The 17,133-nt window shown below is 58.7% G+C and carries 14 protein-coding genes; 3 read left to right on the forward strand and 11 right to left on the reverse strand.

Annotated elements, in window-relative coordinates; translation table 11 throughout:
- Window positions 1-88 precede the first annotated feature (88 nt).
- Genes KGP25_RS07095 through KGP25_RS07105 form a run of 3 tightly spaced genes read right to left on the reverse strand, consistent with a single transcriptional unit; the run spans window position 89 to window position 3,047 of the window.
- Window positions 89-1,051, reverse strand: coding sequence for a YbhN family protein (locus KGP25_RS07095; RefSeq protein ID WP_223540167.1), 963 nt, complete (start codon window positions 1,049-1,051; stop codon window positions 89-91).
- A complete protein-coding gene (gene clsB / locus KGP25_RS07100; RefSeq protein ID WP_045909491.1) occupies window positions 1,051-2,289 on the reverse strand; it encodes a cardiolipin synthase ClsB in 1,239 nt (412 codons plus the stop codon). Before clsB ends, KGP25_RS07095 begins: the two co-directional genes overlap by 1 nt.
- Window positions 2,286-3,047, reverse strand: coding sequence for an endonuclease/exonuclease/phosphatase family protein (locus KGP25_RS07105; protein ID WP_048222143.1), 762 nt, complete (start codon window positions 3,045-3,047; stop codon window positions 2,286-2,288). Before KGP25_RS07105 ends, clsB begins: the two co-directional genes overlap by 4 nt.
- A gap of 133 nt (window positions 3,048-3,180) precedes the next feature.
- Between KGP25_RS07105 and KGP25_RS07110 the strand changes: the two genes are divergently transcribed.
- Window positions 3,181-3,591, forward strand: a complete 411-nt coding sequence (locus KGP25_RS07110) for a YbhQ family protein (RefSeq protein ID WP_023334980.1) — start codon at window positions 3,181-3,183, stop codon at window positions 3,589-3,591.
- Here the strand turns inward: KGP25_RS07110 and KGP25_RS07115 are convergent.
- Genes KGP25_RS07115 through cecR form a run of 5 tightly spaced genes read right to left on the reverse strand, consistent with a single transcriptional unit; the run spans window position 3,553 to window position 9,193 of the window.
- Window positions 3,553-4,659 carry an ABC transporter permease gene (locus KGP25_RS07115; RefSeq protein WP_223540168.1) on the reverse strand — a complete coding sequence of 369 codons (1,107 nt, stop codon included), beginning with the start codon at window positions 4,657-4,659 and terminating at the stop codon, window positions 3,553-3,555. The two genes, KGP25_RS07110 and KGP25_RS07115, sit on opposite strands and share 39 nt — an antisense overlap.
- 9 nt (window positions 4,660-4,668) lie before the next feature.
- Window positions 4,669-5,802 carry an ABC transporter permease gene (locus tag KGP25_RS07120; RefSeq protein WP_045909495.1) on the reverse strand — a complete coding sequence of 378 codons (1,134 nt, stop codon included), beginning with the start codon at window positions 5,800-5,802 and terminating at the stop codon, window positions 4,669-4,671.
- Window positions 5,792-7,531: an ATP-binding cassette domain-containing protein gene (locus KGP25_RS07125; RefSeq protein ID WP_223540169.1), complete on the reverse strand. Its 1,740-nt coding sequence runs from the start codon at window positions 7,529-7,531 to the stop codon at window positions 5,792-5,794. The genes KGP25_RS07120 and KGP25_RS07125 overlap by 11 nt, the downstream gene beginning before the upstream one ends.
- Window positions 7,524-8,519: a secretion protein HlyD gene (gene hlyD, locus KGP25_RS07130; protein WP_048027006.1), complete on the reverse strand. Its 996-nt coding sequence runs from the start codon at window positions 8,517-8,519 to the stop codon at window positions 7,524-7,526. The genes KGP25_RS07125 and hlyD overlap by 8 nt, the downstream gene beginning before the upstream one ends.
- Window positions 8,516-9,193, reverse strand: a complete 678-nt coding sequence (cecR, locus tag KGP25_RS07135; RefSeq protein WP_045909498.1) for a transcriptional regulator CecR — start codon at window positions 9,191-9,193, stop codon at window positions 8,516-8,518. Before cecR ends, hlyD begins: the two co-directional genes overlap by 4 nt.
- A 205-nt stretch (window positions 9,194-9,398) precedes the next feature.
- Between cecR and rhlE the strand changes: the two genes are divergently transcribed.
- Both rhlE and dinG read left to right on the forward strand, forming a co-directional pair.
- Window positions 9,399-10,778: an ATP-dependent RNA helicase RhlE gene (rhlE, locus tag KGP25_RS07140; RefSeq protein ID WP_045909499.1), complete on the forward strand. Its 1,380-nt coding sequence runs from the start codon at window positions 9,399-9,401 to the stop codon at window positions 10,776-10,778.
- Window positions 10,779-10,875: 97 nt separating this feature from the next.
- Window positions 10,876-13,053 carry an ATP-dependent DNA helicase DinG gene (dinG, locus tag KGP25_RS07145; protein ID WP_048027009.1) on the forward strand — a complete coding sequence of 726 codons (2,178 nt, stop codon included), beginning with the start codon at window positions 10,876-10,878 and terminating at the stop codon, window positions 13,051-13,053.
- Here dinG and KGP25_RS07150 read toward each other — a convergent pair.
- The 3 genes from KGP25_RS07150 to KGP25_RS07160 are packed head-to-tail and all read right to left on the reverse strand — an operon-like array spanning window position 13,040 to window position 17,103.
- Complete coding sequence (locus KGP25_RS07150; protein ID WP_223540541.1) at window positions 13,040-13,543, reverse strand: fimbrial protein; 504 nt, start codon at window positions 13,541-13,543, stop codon at window positions 13,040-13,042. The genes dinG and KGP25_RS07150 overlap by 14 nt on opposite strands.
- 5 nt (window positions 13,544-13,548) lie before the next feature.
- Window positions 13,549-14,538, reverse strand: a complete 990-nt coding sequence (locus KGP25_RS07155; RefSeq protein WP_045909501.1) for a fimbrial protein — start codon at window positions 14,536-14,538, stop codon at window positions 13,549-13,551.
- Between the two features lie 21 nt (window positions 14,539-14,559).
- On the reverse strand, window positions 14,560-17,103 hold the full coding sequence (locus KGP25_RS07160) for a fimbria/pilus outer membrane usher protein (RefSeq protein WP_223540170.1): 2,544 nt from the start codon (window positions 17,101-17,103) through the stop codon (window positions 14,560-14,562).
- Window positions 17,104-17,133: the final 30 nt, after the last annotated feature.

Below are 17,133 nucleotides of genomic sequence, written 5' to 3' on the forward strand. Positions count from 1 at the left end.
ATTGCTTTGCCGGGTGGCGGTTTCGCCTTACCCGGCCTACGAAGCGCGAACCGTAGGTCGGGTAAGGCGAAGCCGCCACCCGACTTATTCACTTCGCTAGCATCCTCTCATTCTTCGCCCGCAGCTTTTTCGCCCGACTTTCCAGCACCAGATAGCAGACCGTGGCCAGCGCCAGCGGCAGGAAGTAATACAGCATGCGGTACGCCAGCAGGGCGGCGATAATCGTTCCCTGAGAAACATGCTCCCCGGCCAGCAGGGCAATAAACACCGCCTCCAGCACGCCGATCCCCGCCGGAATATGCACAATCACCCCGGCAATACTGCTCACCAGCAGCACGCCCAGCACGAAGAAGTAGTTTACGTCCTCGCCGATCAGCAGCCAGATGATGGCTCCCATCGCCATCCAGTTGGCGCTGGAAACCGCCATCTGCAGCACCGCAAACTTCCACGAGGGCAGGACCAGCTTTTGCCCTTTAATGGTCATATGACGGCGTCTGGCAAAGGCGCAGGCCCAGAGATAAACGGCGATAATCAGCAGTAGTGCGATGCCCAGAATGCGCAGCGTAGCCTCATCGATATACCAGTGCGCGGGCAACTGCACCACGCCGATGGTGAAGATCACCCCGCCGAGCAGAATATAGCCCAGCCAGTTGGTGGTAATGCTCAGGGAAAAAATGCGTGTGATGGTCCCACCCGGCAGCCCGAGCCGCGAGTAGAGGCGATAGCGCATGCCAATCCCCCCGACCCAGGTGCTCAGCGTCAGGTTAAAGGCGTAGCAGATAAACGACACCAGCATTACCTGACGTTTGGCCAGCTTGTGGCCGCAGTAGGCCCGACCCAGCAGGTCATAGCAGCCGTACATCAGGTAGCTTACGATAACCAGCCCCGTCGCGCCCAGCAGCACCATCCGGTTATAGTTGCGGATAACCTTCCACACCTCTTCCCAGTCCACTTTCTGCGCGTAGACCACCAGCAGCACCGCGACGGCAATAAAGAATACCCAAGTGAGGATCTTTTTTGCCAGACGCCAGCGTGGATGCGATTTCGACATCAGGGTTTGCCTCCGTCTTCCGCTTCTATGCGGTCCTGGGTTTCCATTTCGGGTTGTACCGGCGGGTCCACCTGCGCCAGCTTCGGCGTATGCGCTGGCAGCCAGCCGACCATCGCCGGGAAATGCCGCAGAAAGTGGAACACCACCACGCTGATGCCCAGGTTCCACCAGGTGCGTTTGGGAACCATGGACTCATCCACGCGCACGCAGTCGTTAACGATCAACGCCTGCAGGTTATCCCGCAGGGTCTGATTAAACTGGCGATCGTGAATGATCAGGTTGGCTTCAAGATTCAGCGACAGGCTCAGCGGATCGAGGTTGCTGGAGCCCACGGTGGCCCAGTGATCGTCCATCAGCGCGACTTTGCCGTGCAGCGGTCGACGGCGGTATTCGTAGATCTGGACGCCGCCCTTCACCAGGTAGTTATACAGCAGCCGCGCCCCGACTTTGACGATCGGCATATCCGGCTCACCCTGCACGATCAGCTTCACGCGCACGCCGCGTCTTGCAGCATTGCGCATGGCATGCAGCAGGCGATAGCCCGGGAAAAAGTAGGCGTTAGCAATAATCACTTCGCGCTTGGCGTTGGCGAGCATCTTAAGGTAGTGGCGTTCAATGTCGTCCCGGTGCTCGCCGTTGTCGCGCCAGACGAAAAGCGCCTGCGCTTCACCAGGCTTCCGGTTCTCTTCCGGGCGATGACGGCGTCGCCACCAGCGGCGAACGGCCTCTTTCCCCGGCAGGTTCTCCAGCTCAAACAGCAAAATGTCCTGCACCACCGGGCCTTCAATGCGAATGGCGTAATCCTGCTTCGCTTCCGGGCCGTAGTCGGACATATGCTCAGCGGAGTAGTTAATGCCGCCGACAAACGCCACCGTCTCATCCACCACCACAATTTTGCGGTGCATCCGGCGGAAAAGGTTGGTACGCATGCCGAACAGGCGAGGGCCGGGATCGTAGTAGCGGAACACCACCCCCGCGGCGGTCAGTTCATTGACGAACGCATCGCTGAGGTCCGGCGAGCCGTAGCCATCCAGCAGCACTTCAATTTTGACGCCGCGCTGGGCGGCGCGCAGCAACACGCTGTGCAGCTGCTTGCCGACGTTGTCTTCGAACCAGATAAAGGTTTCGAGGATCACCTTCTGCTGGGCGTGATCAATCGCCTTAAACACGGCCGGGTAATACTCGTCCCCGTTGACCAGCAGCGTGATCCGGTTGCCTTCCTGCCAGGAACATTTCATAGGTGGATCTCCGCGCTGAGCGGGGCATGATCGGAAAGATGCCGCCAGTTAAGGAGCGCCAGGGCGGTCGGGCTGCTGGCATGGGCATTTTTTACGTAGATGCGGTCAAGCCGCAGCAGCGGGAAACGGACTGGAAACGTGCGCGCAGGCCTGCCGTTCGCCCGGGTGAAAATTTCCTCCAGTCCTGCCTCCACCTTCAGGGGGTGGTTTGCCCGCTGGCGCCAGTCGTTGAAATCGCCTGCCACGACAACAGGTTCGCCGTCAGGCAGCGCGTTGGCCCATTCGGCCAGCATTTTCAGCTGCGCCTGACGATGGGCTTCGCGCAGGCCAAGGTGAACGCAGCCGACGTGGATGGGCAGCTCAAGGTCGGGCGGGGTAATGCGGCAGTAAAGCAGGCCGCGTTTTTCGCTCTCCCCGACGGAAACGTCGCGGTTTTCGTAATGCTCAATGGGGTAGCGGGACAGCACCGCGTTGCCGTGATGACCTTCCGGATAGACCGCGTTGCGGCCGTAGGCATAATCACTCCACATGGTGTCGGCCAGAAATTCATAGTGCGGCGTGTCGGGCCAGTTCTCAAAGTGAAGCGGATGCACTTCGTGTGCGCCCATCACCTCCTGCAGGCAGACAATATCCGCGCTGACGGTGCGCACCGCGTCGCGCAGCTCCGGTAAAATGAAGCGGCGGTTAAATGCTGTGAAGCCTTTATGAATGTTTATCGTCAGCACTTTAAGCGAGAAATGCTGCATTTTTTTCGTCATAAGCTCCTTCCTGAGTGACTATCCCAATGAAAATAAAGTGTAGTCGGCGTCACAAAAAGATGCGGCGTTACGGAATTTTCCGTAAAGTGCGGTAGTCTGATTAAGCAGAGAAAAATCCTTCAGGAGAGAAGCCATGAAGTGGCAACAACGTGTTCGTGTCGCAACTGGCCTGAGTTGCTGGCAGATAATGTTGCATTTACTGGTCGTGGCCGTACTGGTGATGGGCTGGATGAGCGGCACGCTGGTGCGTGTTGGCCTGGGGCTATGCGTCCTTTACGGCGTCACCGTGCTGTCGATGCTGTTCTTACAGCGCCACCATGAAGCGCGCTGGCGTGAGGTGGGTGATGTGCTCGAAGAGCTCACCACCACCTGGTACTTTGGTGCAGCGATGATTGTCCTGTGGCTGCTGTCACGCGTCCTGCAAAACAACCTGCTGCTGGCCCTGGCGGGTCTGGCTATCCTCGCAGGGCCTGCGGTGGTCTCGTTGCTGACCAAAGAGAAAAAGCTACGCGATGTTGCGTCTAAACATCGCGTACGCCACTGAGCCCGTCGTGGCCGCGATGACCAGTAGCGGCCACAAACTTCCCCAGACAATATCCAGACTCGCATCCTTCAGATAGATTTGCTTGGTGATATCCGTAAAGTGGCGAATCGGGTTTATCCACGTCAGATCCTGGAGCCACACCGGCATATTCTCGACGGGTGAGACGTACCCCGAGAGCAGGATCGCGGGCATCATAAAGACGAATACCCCGATAAACGCCTGCTGCTGCGTCGAGCAGAGTGCGGAAATCAGCAGCCCAAACCCCACCAGCGACAGCCCGTAAATCACCATCGTGAAGTAAAACAGCGTCAGCGATCCGGCGAACGGGATCTGGTAGGCCCAAATTCCCACCCCCAGCACGATGGTGGCCTGGAAGGTCGCGACAATCAGCGCCGGCACCGCTTTGCCGACGAAAATTTGCCAGGTGGCGAGCGGGGAGACCAGCAGCTGATCCAGCGTGCCCTGTTCGCGCTCGCGGGCGACGGAGAGGGAGGTGACGATCATCACCCCGATGGTGGTGATCATGGCGATCAGCGACGGCACCACAAACCACTTGTAGTCCAGATTCGGGTTATACCAGTTGCGCACCACCAGTTCGCTGTTGTTGGGCTTCGGTTTGCCGTCCATCAGCTCCTGCTGGTAATCCTTCACGACCTGCTGCAGATAGTTGGCCGCGATCTGGGCGCTGTTGGAGTTGCGTCCGTCGAGGATCAGCTGCAGCGGCGCGGTCTGGAAGGTATCCAGATTACGGGAAAAATCCGCCGGGAACCGCACCAGCAGCAGCGCTTTTTGCGTGTCGATGGTAGGCTGGATCTCCTGCGGGCTTTTCAGCAGCAGGATGTGGGTAAAGGCTTTCGCACGCGCAAAGCGCTGCGTTAACTCGACGGAATGTTTGCCGTTGTCTTCGTTGTAAATGGCAATGGTAGCGTTGGTCACCTCCAGCGTGGCGGCAAACGGGAACAGTAAAACCTGGATCAGCACCGGCAACACCAGAATGGCGCGGGTTTGCGGCTCGCGCAGCAGGGATTGCAGCTCTTTGCGTATTAACGTCCATAAACGGTGAAACATGCGCGCTCCTTAATCTAACCGCCGTTTGGTTTTCATCCACGTCAACCCGATAAACATCGCCGCAGACGCCAGTAAAAACAGCGTGTTGACGATCAGCACCACCGGAATATTCCCTGCCAGGAACAGGCTCTGCAGCGTGCTCACAAAGTAGCGCGCCGGAATCACGTAGGTCACGGCGCGGATCACGGCAGGCATGCTGTCTATCTGGAAGATAAAGCCGGACAGCATAATTGACGGCAAAAAGGCAGCGTTGAGGGCCACCTGGGCCGCGTTAAACTGGTTGCGGGTGATGGTGGAGATGAGCAGCCCCATCCCCAGCGTGCTGAGTAAAAACAGGCTGGTGATAAAGAACAGCACCACCAGCGAGCCGCGATACGGCACGCCGAGGATAAAGACGGACACCAGCATACAGAGCAGCATCGCCAGCATGCCGAGGAAGTAGTAGGGAATAAGCTTGCACAGCAGCAGCTCGACGCGCGTCACTTCGGTTGAAAGCAGCGCCTCCATGGTGCCGCGCTCCCACTCGCGGGCGATCACCAGCGAGGTCAGAATCGCGCCAATGACCGTCATGATAATCGTCACCGCGCCCGGAATAATAAAGTGCTGGCTGATGGCGGCGGGGTTAAACCAGTAGCGCGTCTGCACGTCGATGAGCGGTTTAAATTCTTCACCCCGATCTTCCGCCCGCTGCATCTGCCAGAGCTGCCAGATCCCCTCCGCGTAGCCCTGCACGAAGTTCGCGGTGTTCGGCTCGCTGCCGTCGGTGATCACCTGGATCGGCGCATCGGTATTCGCCCGCGCCATATTGGCGGCAAAATCCACCGGAATGACGATCAGACCGCGAATCTTCCCGGCCTGCATCTTCTGGATCAGCTCCTGACGATTGTCGCTGATGGTGGCGTCAATGTAGGGCGAGCCGGTCATGGCGTGGGTGAAGTCCAGCGCCTCCTCGCTCTGCTGCTCCAGCAAAATCCCGACCCGCAGCTTGCTGGAGTCCAGGTTAATGCCGTAGCCAAAGATAAACAGCAGCAGCAGGGGGATCACCACCGCAATCAGCCAACTGCTGGGGTCACGCACGATCTGCCGCGTCTCTTTTATGCACAACGCGCGCACCCGGCGCCAGGAAATGGCGTTACTGCGCATGGGCATTCTCCTTATCCCAGTCGTGGATGAGGGTGATAAACGCCTGCTCCATGGTCGGGTCCGGGACCTCATCGTCGGCGGCCTGGTTTTTCAGGTCGTCCGGTGTACCGTGAGCAATCAGCTTGCCGCGATACACCAGCCCGATGCGGTCGCAGTACTCCGCCTCGTCCATGAAGTGGGTGGTCACCATCACGGTCACCCCTTTTTCCACCATGCTGTTGATATGCAGCCAGAACTCGCGGCGGGTGAGGGGATCAACGCCGGAGGTCGGCTCATCCAGAAACAGAATATCCGGCTCGTGCATCAGCGAGCAGGCCAGCGCCAGCCGCTGCTTAAAGCCGAGCGGCAGTTCGTCGGTGGCGTGGGAAGCAATCGTCGTTAACCCGAAGGCGTCGCTCATGCGGCGGATCTTCTCGTTCTGCGCCCGTCCGCGCAGGCCATACACGCCAGAGAAAAAGCGCAGATTCTGCTCGACCGTCAGGTTGCCATACAGCGAGAACTTCTGCGCCATATAGCCCAGATGCTGGCGCGCCTTGCCGGAGCTGACCTTCAGATCCATATCCAGCACCAGCGCTTTGCCGGACGTCGGCACCAGCAGGCCACACATCATCTTAAAGGTGGTGGATTTTCCCGCGCCGTTCGGACCAAGCAGGCCAAAAATCTCGCCGCGTTTTACCGCGAAATTGACGTTATCGGTGGCGGCGAAATCCCCGAACTTTTTGGTGAGGGATTTGGCTTCGATCACCGTTTCGCCCGGCGTGCCGTCCACCGTGTGCAGGATTGCGCCAAGCGGCGACTCGGACGTCCCCGCGCCACCCAGCAGGTCGATAAACGCATCTTCGAAACGCGGCGCCGTCTCTTCCATCTCAATCGTCGGCATGCCGGGGGCATGGCGAATATCGTCGACGGTGGCCTCTTTTTTGAGGATCACCCGCACCGAGCGGCCCTGAATCATTCCGTCGCTGACCTGCGGCAGCTTGAGCACCCGCTGCAGCAGCGAGCGGTTGGACGCCTGCGAGCTGTGCAGCAGGAAGCTGCGCCCGTCCATGCTCTGCGTCAGCGTCGTCGGCTCGCCCTGATAAAGCAGTTCGCCTTCGTTCATCAGCAGCACGTCCCGGCACTGTTCCGCTTCATCGAGGTAGGAGGTGCTCCAGAGAATCAACATCCCGTCGCCCGCCAGCTCGTGTACCATCTGCCACAGCTCGCGGCGCGATATCGGGTCGACGCCCACGCCGGGCTCGTCCAGCAGCAGCACTTTTGGCTCGCCCACCAGCGTGCAGGCCAGACCCAGCTTCTGCTTCATCCCACCGGAAAGCTTGCCCGCCAGCCGGTCGGTGAACGGGCCGAGGGAGGTAAATTCCAGCAGGCGGGCGAAGGTCTTCTGTCGGGCTTCGCCGGTGACGCTGCGCAGGTCGGCGTACAGGTTCAGGTTTTCCATCACCGTCAGGTCTTCATACAGGCCAAACTTCTGCGGCATATAGCCGAGCATGGCGTGGAGCGCGCCGTCGTCTTTTATCGGGTCAAGGCCCAGCACGCTGGCCGAGCCTTCATCCGGCTTCAGCAACCCCGCCAGCATGCGCATCAGCGTGGTCTTTCCCGCACCGTCCGGGCCGACCAGGCCGGTGACATAGCCTTTCTGGATGGTGCAGTTCAGCGGCGCGACCGCCGGTTTGTCCATCCCTGCGAAGCGTTTGACCAGATTGTTGAGCTGGATAACCGCATCATTCATGTCGTTCCCCGCTGTTCACTTTTACGGTGACGGGCATGCCCTGGCGCAGGGCATCATCCGCATCAGTCACGATGATGCGCAGGCGATACACCAGGTCGGTACGCAGGTCCGGCGTTTCTACTGTTTTCGGCGTGAATTCGGCGGTAGGGGAGACAAAGCCCACCTTGCCGTGATACGGCTTGTCCGGGCGACCGTCGGTATAGAGCAACAGCTCGCGGCCCGGCTGCATCTGGCCGAGATTAGGCTCATCAATGTAGGCACGTACCCAGACCGGGCGGGTCAGGGAGAGGGTTAACACGGTACTGCCCGCGCTGAGCATGCTGCCCGGCTCCACGGCGCGGGTCATCAGCGTGCCGTCAGACGGCGCGATAAGCGTGGTGTCGTGCAGATCCAGCTCCGCCTGGGCCAGTTGCGCCTGCGCCTGTTCAAGGCTGGCTTTCGCCTGGGCGATATCCTGCGGACGGTTACCGGTGTGGTACTGGCTTAATTTATCCTGCGCGGATTTCAGCGTTGCCTGCGCCTGGTCGCGGGAGGAGCGCGCATTTTCCAGGTCATTCGCGGAAATGGTTCGGCTTTTCCACAGCCCCTGCTGGCGAGCGTAGAAGTTCTGTGCGTAGTCATAGGCCGCCTGCGCCTGTTTGACGGCCGCTGCAGCCTGAGCGATCTCTTCGTCGCGATAGCCGGCCAGCATCAGGTCATACTGTGCCTGCGCAACGGAGACGCCCGCTTTGGCCTGCAGCAGCGCATTTTCATAGGGCGCTTTGTCCAGCATCCCCAGCGTCTGCCCGGTTTTAATGGCATCGCCTTCGTCAACGCTCAGCGAGGCGAGACGTCCGCCGACGCGGAAGCTCATGTTCACCGTACGAATATCCACGTTACCGTACAGCGTCAGGCCTTTATCCTGATGGCTCTGGTACCACAGCCATCCACCGACGCCCGCGGCAAGCAAAACAACAACCACCAGAATGATGGCGACAGGTTTTTTCATGACTTCAGGCTCCTTTGCGTTAAGCCTTGCAGGATCAGATCGAGATGACAGGCGATCACCTCACCGATCTGCGCGGCTTTATCCTCATCAAATTGTGTCCAGCCGGTGCGTAACAGGATGGTTTCCCGGCCCAGACGGAAGGCAAGGATTTCACCCAGCAGGGCGTGGGTATGCAAAATTGTCGCGGTATCGTTGGCATCCCGCCCGGTATAGGCGGCGATCAGCCGGGTCAGGTGGGTATGCATCGGGGCAATGACCCGATCGTGTACCCGCTGATAGGCGGCAGTGGGGGAGAGCTGCTCGCGGGAGATAAACTTGCTCAGGTTGAGCGTATCGTCGTGGGTCAGCACGCGGATCATGTTGTGGCAGGCATTGAGGATCAGCTGGCGGATGGCCTCGCGATCGGGTGACGGCTGGCTAAGCAGCGCGGTGGCCTCCTCGACGTGAGGGTGAAACTGCGTGCCGATAAAATCGGCAATCCACTCGGCGCAGGCGAGATATAAATCCTCTTTTGAGCCAAAATAGTAGGTAATCGCCGCAATGTTTTGCCCGGCCAGCGCGGCGATATCGCGCGTGGTCGCATGCAGCCCATACTCACCAAACTGCGCCAGCGCGGCGGCAATAAGCTGGTTTTTGGCCTGTTCACCTTTGGTTGTTGTGGGTGTTGTATTCATGGCGGCATTAAAAATTAATCAATCGATTGATTAAGATTATGCCTGATTCACGCTTACGTCGAGGGAACGCGGAGGGATATTTTATGCGCCACGTCACAAAAGCTGCTACACTCCGCCCCTTCGCGACATTGTGGTTTTTGTCCTCCTAATTGTTATATCTCCCTGAAAACTACACCTGTGATGGTCGGGGCGGTTCGGAGTTTTTATGTCTTTTGATTCCCTTGGCCTGAACCCGGAAATTCTGCGCGCGATCGCAGAGCAGGGCTACGTTGAGCCAACCCCAATCCAGCAGCAGGCTATTCCTGCCGTTCTTCAGGGCCGTGACCTGATGGCCAGCGCCCAGACCGGCACCGGTAAAACCGCGGGCTTTACGCTGCCGCTGTTAGAGCTGCTGGTAAAAAACCAGCCGCACGCTAAAGGCCGTCGTCCGGTTCGTGCGCTGATCCTCACCCCAACCCGCGAACTGGCCGCGCAGATTGGCGAGAACGTGCGTGACTACAGCCGCTATCTCAACATTCGCTCGCTGGTGGTGTTCGGCGGCGTCAGCATCAACCCGCAGATGATGAAGCTGCGCGGCGGCGTGGACGTGCTGGTGGCAACGCCGGGCCGTCTGCTGGATCTGGAACACCAGAACGCGGTGAAGCTCGATAACATCGAAATTCTGGTGCTGGACGAAGCCGACCGCATGCTCGACATGGGCTTTATTCACGATATTCGTCGCGTGCTGGCCAAGCTGCCGCCGCGTCGTCAGAACCTGCTCTTCTCCGCGACCTTCTCCGACGAGATCAAGGCGCTGGCGGAAAAGCTGCTGCATAACCCGCTGGAAGTGGAAGTGGCGCGCCGCAACACTGCTTCTGAGCAGGTGACGCAGCACGTTCACTTTGTGGATAAAAAGCGCAAGCGCGAACTGCTCTCCCAGATGATCGGCCAGGGTAACTGGCAGCAGGTGCTGGTCTTTACCCGCACCAAGCACGGCGCGAACCACCTGGCGGAACAGCTGAATAAAGACGGCATCCGCAGCGCGGCGATCCACGGCAACAAGAGCCAGGGCGCGCGTACCCGTGCGCTGGCGGACTTCAAATCTGGCGACATCCGCGTGCTGGTGGCAACCGACATTGCTGCCCGTGGCCTCGATATTGAAGAGCTGCCGCACGTGGTGAACTACGAGCTGCCAAACGTGCCGGAAGACTACGTGCACCGTATCGGCCGTACCGGTCGTGCGGCGGCAACCGGTGAAGCGCTCTCTCTGGTTTGCGTGGACGAGCACAAGCTGCTGCGCGATATCGAACGTCTGCTGAAGAAAGAGATCCCGCGTATCGAAACCCCGGGGTATGAAGTGGATCCGTCGATCAAAGCCGAGCCGATTCAGAACGGTCGCCAGGGCGGTCGCGGTCAGGGCGGCGGTGGTCGCGGTCAGCAGCCGCGCCGTGCCGAAGGCGGCGCGCCGAAGTCAGCGGGCAAACCGCCGCGTCGTAGCAACGACAGCAAACCGGCCGGTGACAATCCGTGGCGCAGCGGCGAAGGCAAGCCGGCAGGAGAAGGGCAGCGCCGACGCCGCCCGCGCAAGCCTGCTAACCCGCAGTAATCTGGAAGCCCGGTCGTAAAGCCGGGCTTTTCTTTTTGCGGCTGCGAAGAGAAAGTGCCACAATAGTGGCTGTTTATACAGTATTTCAGGTTTTCCGATGGCTTTAACCGCTGCGCTCAAGGCGCAAATTGGCGCATGGTATAAGGCGCTACAACAGCAGATCCCCGATTTTATCCCCCGAGCGCCGCAGCGGCAGATGATTGCTGACGTGGCAAAAACGCTCGCCGGGGACGACGGGCGACATCTGGCGATTGAAGCCCCGACCGGCGTCGGGAAAACCTTGTCGTATCTCATTCCAGGCATTGCCATCGCGCGGGAAGAGGACAAAACGCTGGTGGTCAGCACCGCCAACGTGGCGCTGCAGGATCAGATCTTCAGCAAAGATTTACCGCTGCTGCGCAAAATCATCCCCGACCTGCGGTTTACGGCCGCCTTTGGTCGCGGTCGCTACGTCTGTCCGCGTAACCTGGCAGGGCTTGCCAGCAGCGAGGCGTCGCAGCAGGATCTGCTGGCGTTCCTCGACGACGATCTCACGCCAAACAACAAAGCCGAGCAGGAGCTCTGCGCAACGCTGAAAGGCGATCTCGATGGCTATAAATGGGACGGCCTGCGCGATCACACCGATAAAGCCATCAGCGACGATTTGTGGCGCAGGCTCAGCACCGACAAAGCCAGCTGTCTGAACCGCAACTGTCACTACTATCGCGAATGCCCGTTCTTCGTCGCCCGGCGTGAAATTCAGGAAGCCGAAGTGGTTGTGGCTAACCACGCCCTGGTGATGGCGGCGCTGGAGAGCGAAGCGGTGCTGCCGGAGCCGAAAAACCTGCTGCTGGTGCTCGACGAAGGCCACCATCTGCCCGACGTGGCGCGCGACGCGCTGGAGATGAGCGCAGAAATTACCGCCCCCTGGTTCCGCCTGCAGCTGGATCTCTTCTGCAAGCTTGTCGCTACCTGCATGGAGCAGTTCCGCCCGAAAACCACGCCGCCGCTGGCGGTGCCGGAGCGTCTGAGCGACCACTGCGAAGAGGTTTACAGCCTTATCTCGTCGCTGAACAACATCCTGAATCTTTATCTTCCTGCAACCCAGGAGGCGGAACACCGCTTTGCGATGGGCGAACTGCCGGACGAGGTGATGGAGATTTGCCAGCAGCTGGCGAAGCATCTCGAAAAGCTGCGCGGGCTGGCGGAGATGTTCTTAAACGATCTCAGCGAGAAAACCGGCTCGCACGACGTGGTTCGCCTGCACCGTATTCTTTTGCAAATGAACCGTGCGCTCGGCATGTTTGAAGCGCAGAGCAAGCTCTGGCGGCTGGCCTCGATGGCGCAGGCGTCGGGTGCGCCGGTCACCAAATGGGCCACCCGTGAAGTGCGCGACGGGCAGGTCCATCTGTTTTTCCACTGCGTGGGCATCCGCGTGGCCGATCAACTGGAAAAGCTCATCTGGCGCAGCGTGCCGCACGTGGTGGTCACCTCTGCCACGTTGCGCTCCCTGAACAGTTTTTCGCGTTTGCAGGAAATGAGCGGGCTTAAAGAGAAAGCGGGCGATCGTTTTGTCGCGCTGGACTCGCCGTTTAACCACTGCGAGCAGGGGAAGCTGGTGATCCCGCGCATGAAATTCGAGCCGCTGATCGACAACGAAGAGCAGCACATTGCGGAAATGGCGGCCTACTTCCGCGAACAGGTTGAGAGCAGAAAATACCCCGGCATGCTGGTGCTGTTTGCCAGCGGGCGCGCGATGCAGCGCTTCCTGGAGCACGTCACCGATCTGCGTTTACTCCTGCTGGTGCAGGGCGATCAGCCGCGCTACCGGCTGGTGGAAACGCACCGCAAACGTATCGATAACGGCGAGCGCAGCGTGCTGGTGGGATTACAGTCCTTCGCGGAAGGTCTGGATTTGAAGGGCGATTACCTGACGCAGGTGCATATTCATAAAATTGCCTTCCCGCCCATCGACAGCCCGGTCGTCATCACCGAAGGCGAGTGGTTGAAAAGCCTCAATCGCTATCCGTTTGAGGTGCAAAGTTTACCTGCGGCGTCGTTTAATCTCATTCAGCAGGTCGGGCGTCTGATCCGTAGCCACGGCTGCTGGGGGGAGGTGGTGATTTATGACAAACGTCTGCTCACCAAAAATTACGGCCAACGTTTGTTAAACGCGCTGCCGATCTTTCCGATTGAACAGCCAGAAGTGCCCGAGGTAAAAAAACGCCCGGCAACACTGACCGCCGGGCGCAGGAAAAGCATCCGTGCTAAGGGGCGCGGTCCTACTGGTAAGTGAAGGTCACCTGCACCACGCTGCTGAACGTCCCCGCGCTCACTGGCATGGAGGTGGCGTAGTAGCGTGCGGCGAGTGGGAAGGTGGCCGTGTGATCGTTTTGATTAATCAGCGCGTTAAAGCTCGCCTGCGGGGCAATGAGGATATTGTCCTGCCGGTCCGCCAGCTCAAGTGCCAGCCCTTTTGCGCTGCCGATGTTGGCAAATTTTGTCGGGTGCAGGCTGTCTGCCTGGCCATAGAAAAAGGCCGTTGCCAGCGTCAGCGTTTTGGGACAATGCGAGACGTTCAGCGAAAATTCTTTCCATTCGCCCGTGTCCCCCACGTCTTTAAAATTGCCGGACGCTGTCTGGCCGAGGTCGACGGTTAAGTTTTTGCTGGCGCTGTCGATCACGCAGGTATTGGCATAGATATTCCCGACCATCTGAACCTGGATATCATCCGCCCAGGCCTGCGTCATCAGGCTCATCCCAATGAAAAGCACTATTTTTTTCATCATCGTCACTTATAGGCCAGAGTTATGGTGGCTACGGTGTTGGCCGGGCCGGGCGTGACCTCGTCGCTGATTTGCTGGTAGCGCACCTGGAAAGGAATATCCAGCGTCTGGTTGGCAACGGCCTCGCTGGAGGTCGTGACGTATTGATCGAAGGTGGCGATATCGTTGTCGAACAACATTCGCACCCCGACCCCGGTGGCCATTCCGGGCTGCTGAGTGAGTTTGATCACCCCAGCGTAGCCGGTCTCATAGCCGTTAGCGCTGGTGATTTTCACTTCAGGCTGTACCGTGGCGTTACAGTTGACCGTTACGTTAAACTCCTGCGCCGGCATGGAGAGCGTGCCGATGCCGATAAAATCGCTGACCGGAAAATCGCCTAGTACAACGGTGAGGTTTTTAGGGGAAACCGAACAGGTCACCTCCTGAATATTGACGTCGCCAGCGTAAGATACGGTGTTCGGAGAACCAATCCCGTCCATGCCATAAACGCCAATCCCAAACTTTGTCTGGTCGATTGAAAGCGTACCCGAACTCACCGCATTGCTGGTTTTTATCAGTTCAAGGGTGACATCGAAGCTGAAGTTTCGCGCATCATCATTTGAGATGTAGCCAATGGGTGTACTGCGCGAATCGCAATAGACCCCACCCGCGCCCGTTATCCGCTGGCCTTTGTCGTTGACCAGCGCAATGCCAATCCCCTCCACGCCGGTACCGTACACGCCGGCGAGGCCCGGAATTTCGGTGCCGGTGCCGTAGTAGCAGGAGACAATTTCCTGACCGGCTTCATAGGCGTGGTCGCAGCTTCCCGCAACGTGAACGGTTTGTTCCGTTCCGGGAATACTTTCGCCCACGGGCAACGTGCTGGGTACCGATATGGTTGCCACGTTTAGCAACTTTGGCATATCGGGCGTCGTACATTCGGCCTTTGCATGGGGCATGAATAGCGCCGACAGGCCGAGCACGAATAAGAACACCAGTTGTTTTACAATCTGCATAAGGTCAACCTTTACGGTGAATCAATGACACTGCGCGGCAGCGTTAATGATGCTGTTTTTGTCTTTCTCATCCGTGAGGGCGTATTCAGCGACGCAATGTTCGCCGGCACTTTCACCCCACGAAACCGAGAGCGTGCCGCGCTGTGGCATGCCGGAGAGGTAGGTCTGGCCGCCGTTGCCCACGATAAATTCGCTGTCCTTATCGTCGGTGGTCACCGTTGCGCCAAAGGGCAGCGGTTTCCCGTTTTGCGTGAGCACCATCAATACCCGGTTCCCCACGCGGGTGTTAAAGCTGGCGCGCACCACCGCGCCGCGGGTCGGGGTAACAACCTGCGCGGCGTGGGTAACGTCGGCGTCGTCCGGCAGCGTTTCGGTGTCCAGGGCAATCGTGTTATGGCGGTAGGCCGTGACGAACGGCACCACGGTATAGCCGCGGAAGTCGGTTTCAACGCCGGTCTGGTTGGCAATGTGCGTACCATGGGTGCCCGGCGCTTTGACCAGTGCAATCGTTTCGCCGAGCGGCTGGCTCAGCGTTATGCCGTTGGCGTGGGCGATAACGCCGCCCTGCACGCCGACGTTTACGCTCTGCTGATAGTTGTCCTGACTCACGCCGCCGCTGAGCTCGCCGTAGGTGCCTTTGTAGTCAGCGTTCATGCTGGTCGAGTTTCCGCTACCGGTGCGGCTAAGCCCCTCCTGGATGTTCCAGTTCAGGTTATCTTCGGCCAGCGCCGTGCCGTTAAGGCCAATGTTCTGCGTCGTGCCGTCTTTGGTATTGTTCAGGTTGTAGGTTGCCCAGGTGTTATGCATCCAGCGATCGAGCGGCACGGAGACGCTCAGTGAAAACTGGTTGTCGTTGGAGACGGAATTGCCGTTTTCATCGCTGGCGTCGGTATTCTTGTTCATGCTGTAGCTCAGGCTGTAGCTCACGCCGTGCCAGCTGTTGTTGTAGCTGACGCTCATTGAGGTCATGTCCTGGCTCTGGCTCCAGTAGGTCTCTTTGACCAGGCTCAGCGTCATTGAGCCCCAGCCTTCGGGCAGGGTTTGGTCGATGGTGGCTTCTTCACGCTCACGGCGCTGCTGCGGTGCCGACCAGTCATCCGAGCGGGTATAGGATTCCATGGTGTCTTCCAGCGTGTAGAACCCTTTGCTGTTGTAGCGATAGCCCGCCACGGAAAAATTCGTCCCCGATCCCGCAAAATCTTTGCTGTAGCGGAGGCGCGCAGACTGCCCTTTGCTGGACTGCTGTTTTTTCAGCAGCGCTTTTGCGCGGGTGACGTCGAGCGAGAAGGCGCCTAAATCTCCCATGTTTTTACCGACACCCACCGCCTGAGACTGATAATGGCTGCTCTGCTGCACGCCGCCGTAGGCGGTGAATCCGTAAGGTAAGCCGTAAATTGCGCTCCCCTGAGCAAACGGCGTTTTCTCGACGTCGCTGTCATACGAGCGGTAGCGGCCTGCGGTTACGCTGTAGCGCAGGTTTTTTTCACGCTGCAATACCGGCACCGACGCGTAGGGCACCACAAAGTGGCTTTCGCTACCGTCGGTCTCTTTTACGGTCACCTGCAGATCGCCGCTGCTGCCGGTAGGGTAGAGATCGTTAATTTCAAACGCGCCGGGGGCAACGGTGTTCTGGTAAATGACATAGCCGTTCTGGCGAACCATCACCAGCGCGTTACTATGCGCCGTTCCGCGAATAATCGGCGCATAGCCTTTTTCGCTGTCCGGCAGCATGTCGCTGTCGGAGTTAATCTGCACCCCGGTATAGGGCACGCTGTCGAACACATCGGCAGGCGAAGAGCTCTGGCCGACGGTGAGATCGCTTTTCATCGACACGATATCGCGCTGGGCATAGGTATAGACGGAGGAGAACTTCTGCTGTTCTTCCTTGCCCGTCGTGCTGCGATTCCAGGTGGAATAGTTGCGTACGCGCCAGGCCCCGACATTAAAGCCCGGGCGCAAATTGACGTACTGGCTGCTGTTATCCTCTTCGCCCTGCTGGCGAGCGTGGCTCTGGCTGGCGTTGGCGCTGTAGTTTAATAAGCCTGCGGTGATCCCTTCATCAAACTCTTTGGGATCGATATAGCCGCGTGGCACCTGGCCCAGTGCCGTTTGCGGTATGCTCAGGAGCAGCTGTTGATTCCGAACGTGGAACGAGGCCGATGCTGAAGGGATGGCGCTTAAGTCGGCACACGAACCCTTTGCCATTAACTGCGGGTATTTTTGGGTTTTGATGCCCAGACTTTTTAACTCTTCGAGGCTAAAACAAGGCTGAAGCGAACTGTTGCCCCGGCTATCCTGCTGCAATGTAAACGTCACGTCACGGGTGTCGATTTTATTATTATCAATATAGATCGCGACCTGGTATTTCCCCGGCGCCTGTCCAGGCCCTTTTTCATATACGGAGAGATCCGTTTTGGTCTGCTGAGGGTTGTCAATATCCAGCAGTGCCGGGTTAAAATAATCATCAGCCCACGCGAACTGCGCAAAACACACGGCTGCCAGACCACATAGCAGGGTCAGCAGCGTGAATAATTGGCAGGTGAACGGCTTTTTATGGCTGTACATGATTATTTTAATGCGTTATCAGGCATGAAA

The organism is Enterobacter sp. JBIWA003 (assembly GCF_019968825.1).
Taxonomy (GTDB): Bacteria; Pseudomonadota; Gammaproteobacteria; order Enterobacterales; family Enterobacteriaceae; genus Enterobacter; species Enterobacter quasiroggenkampii.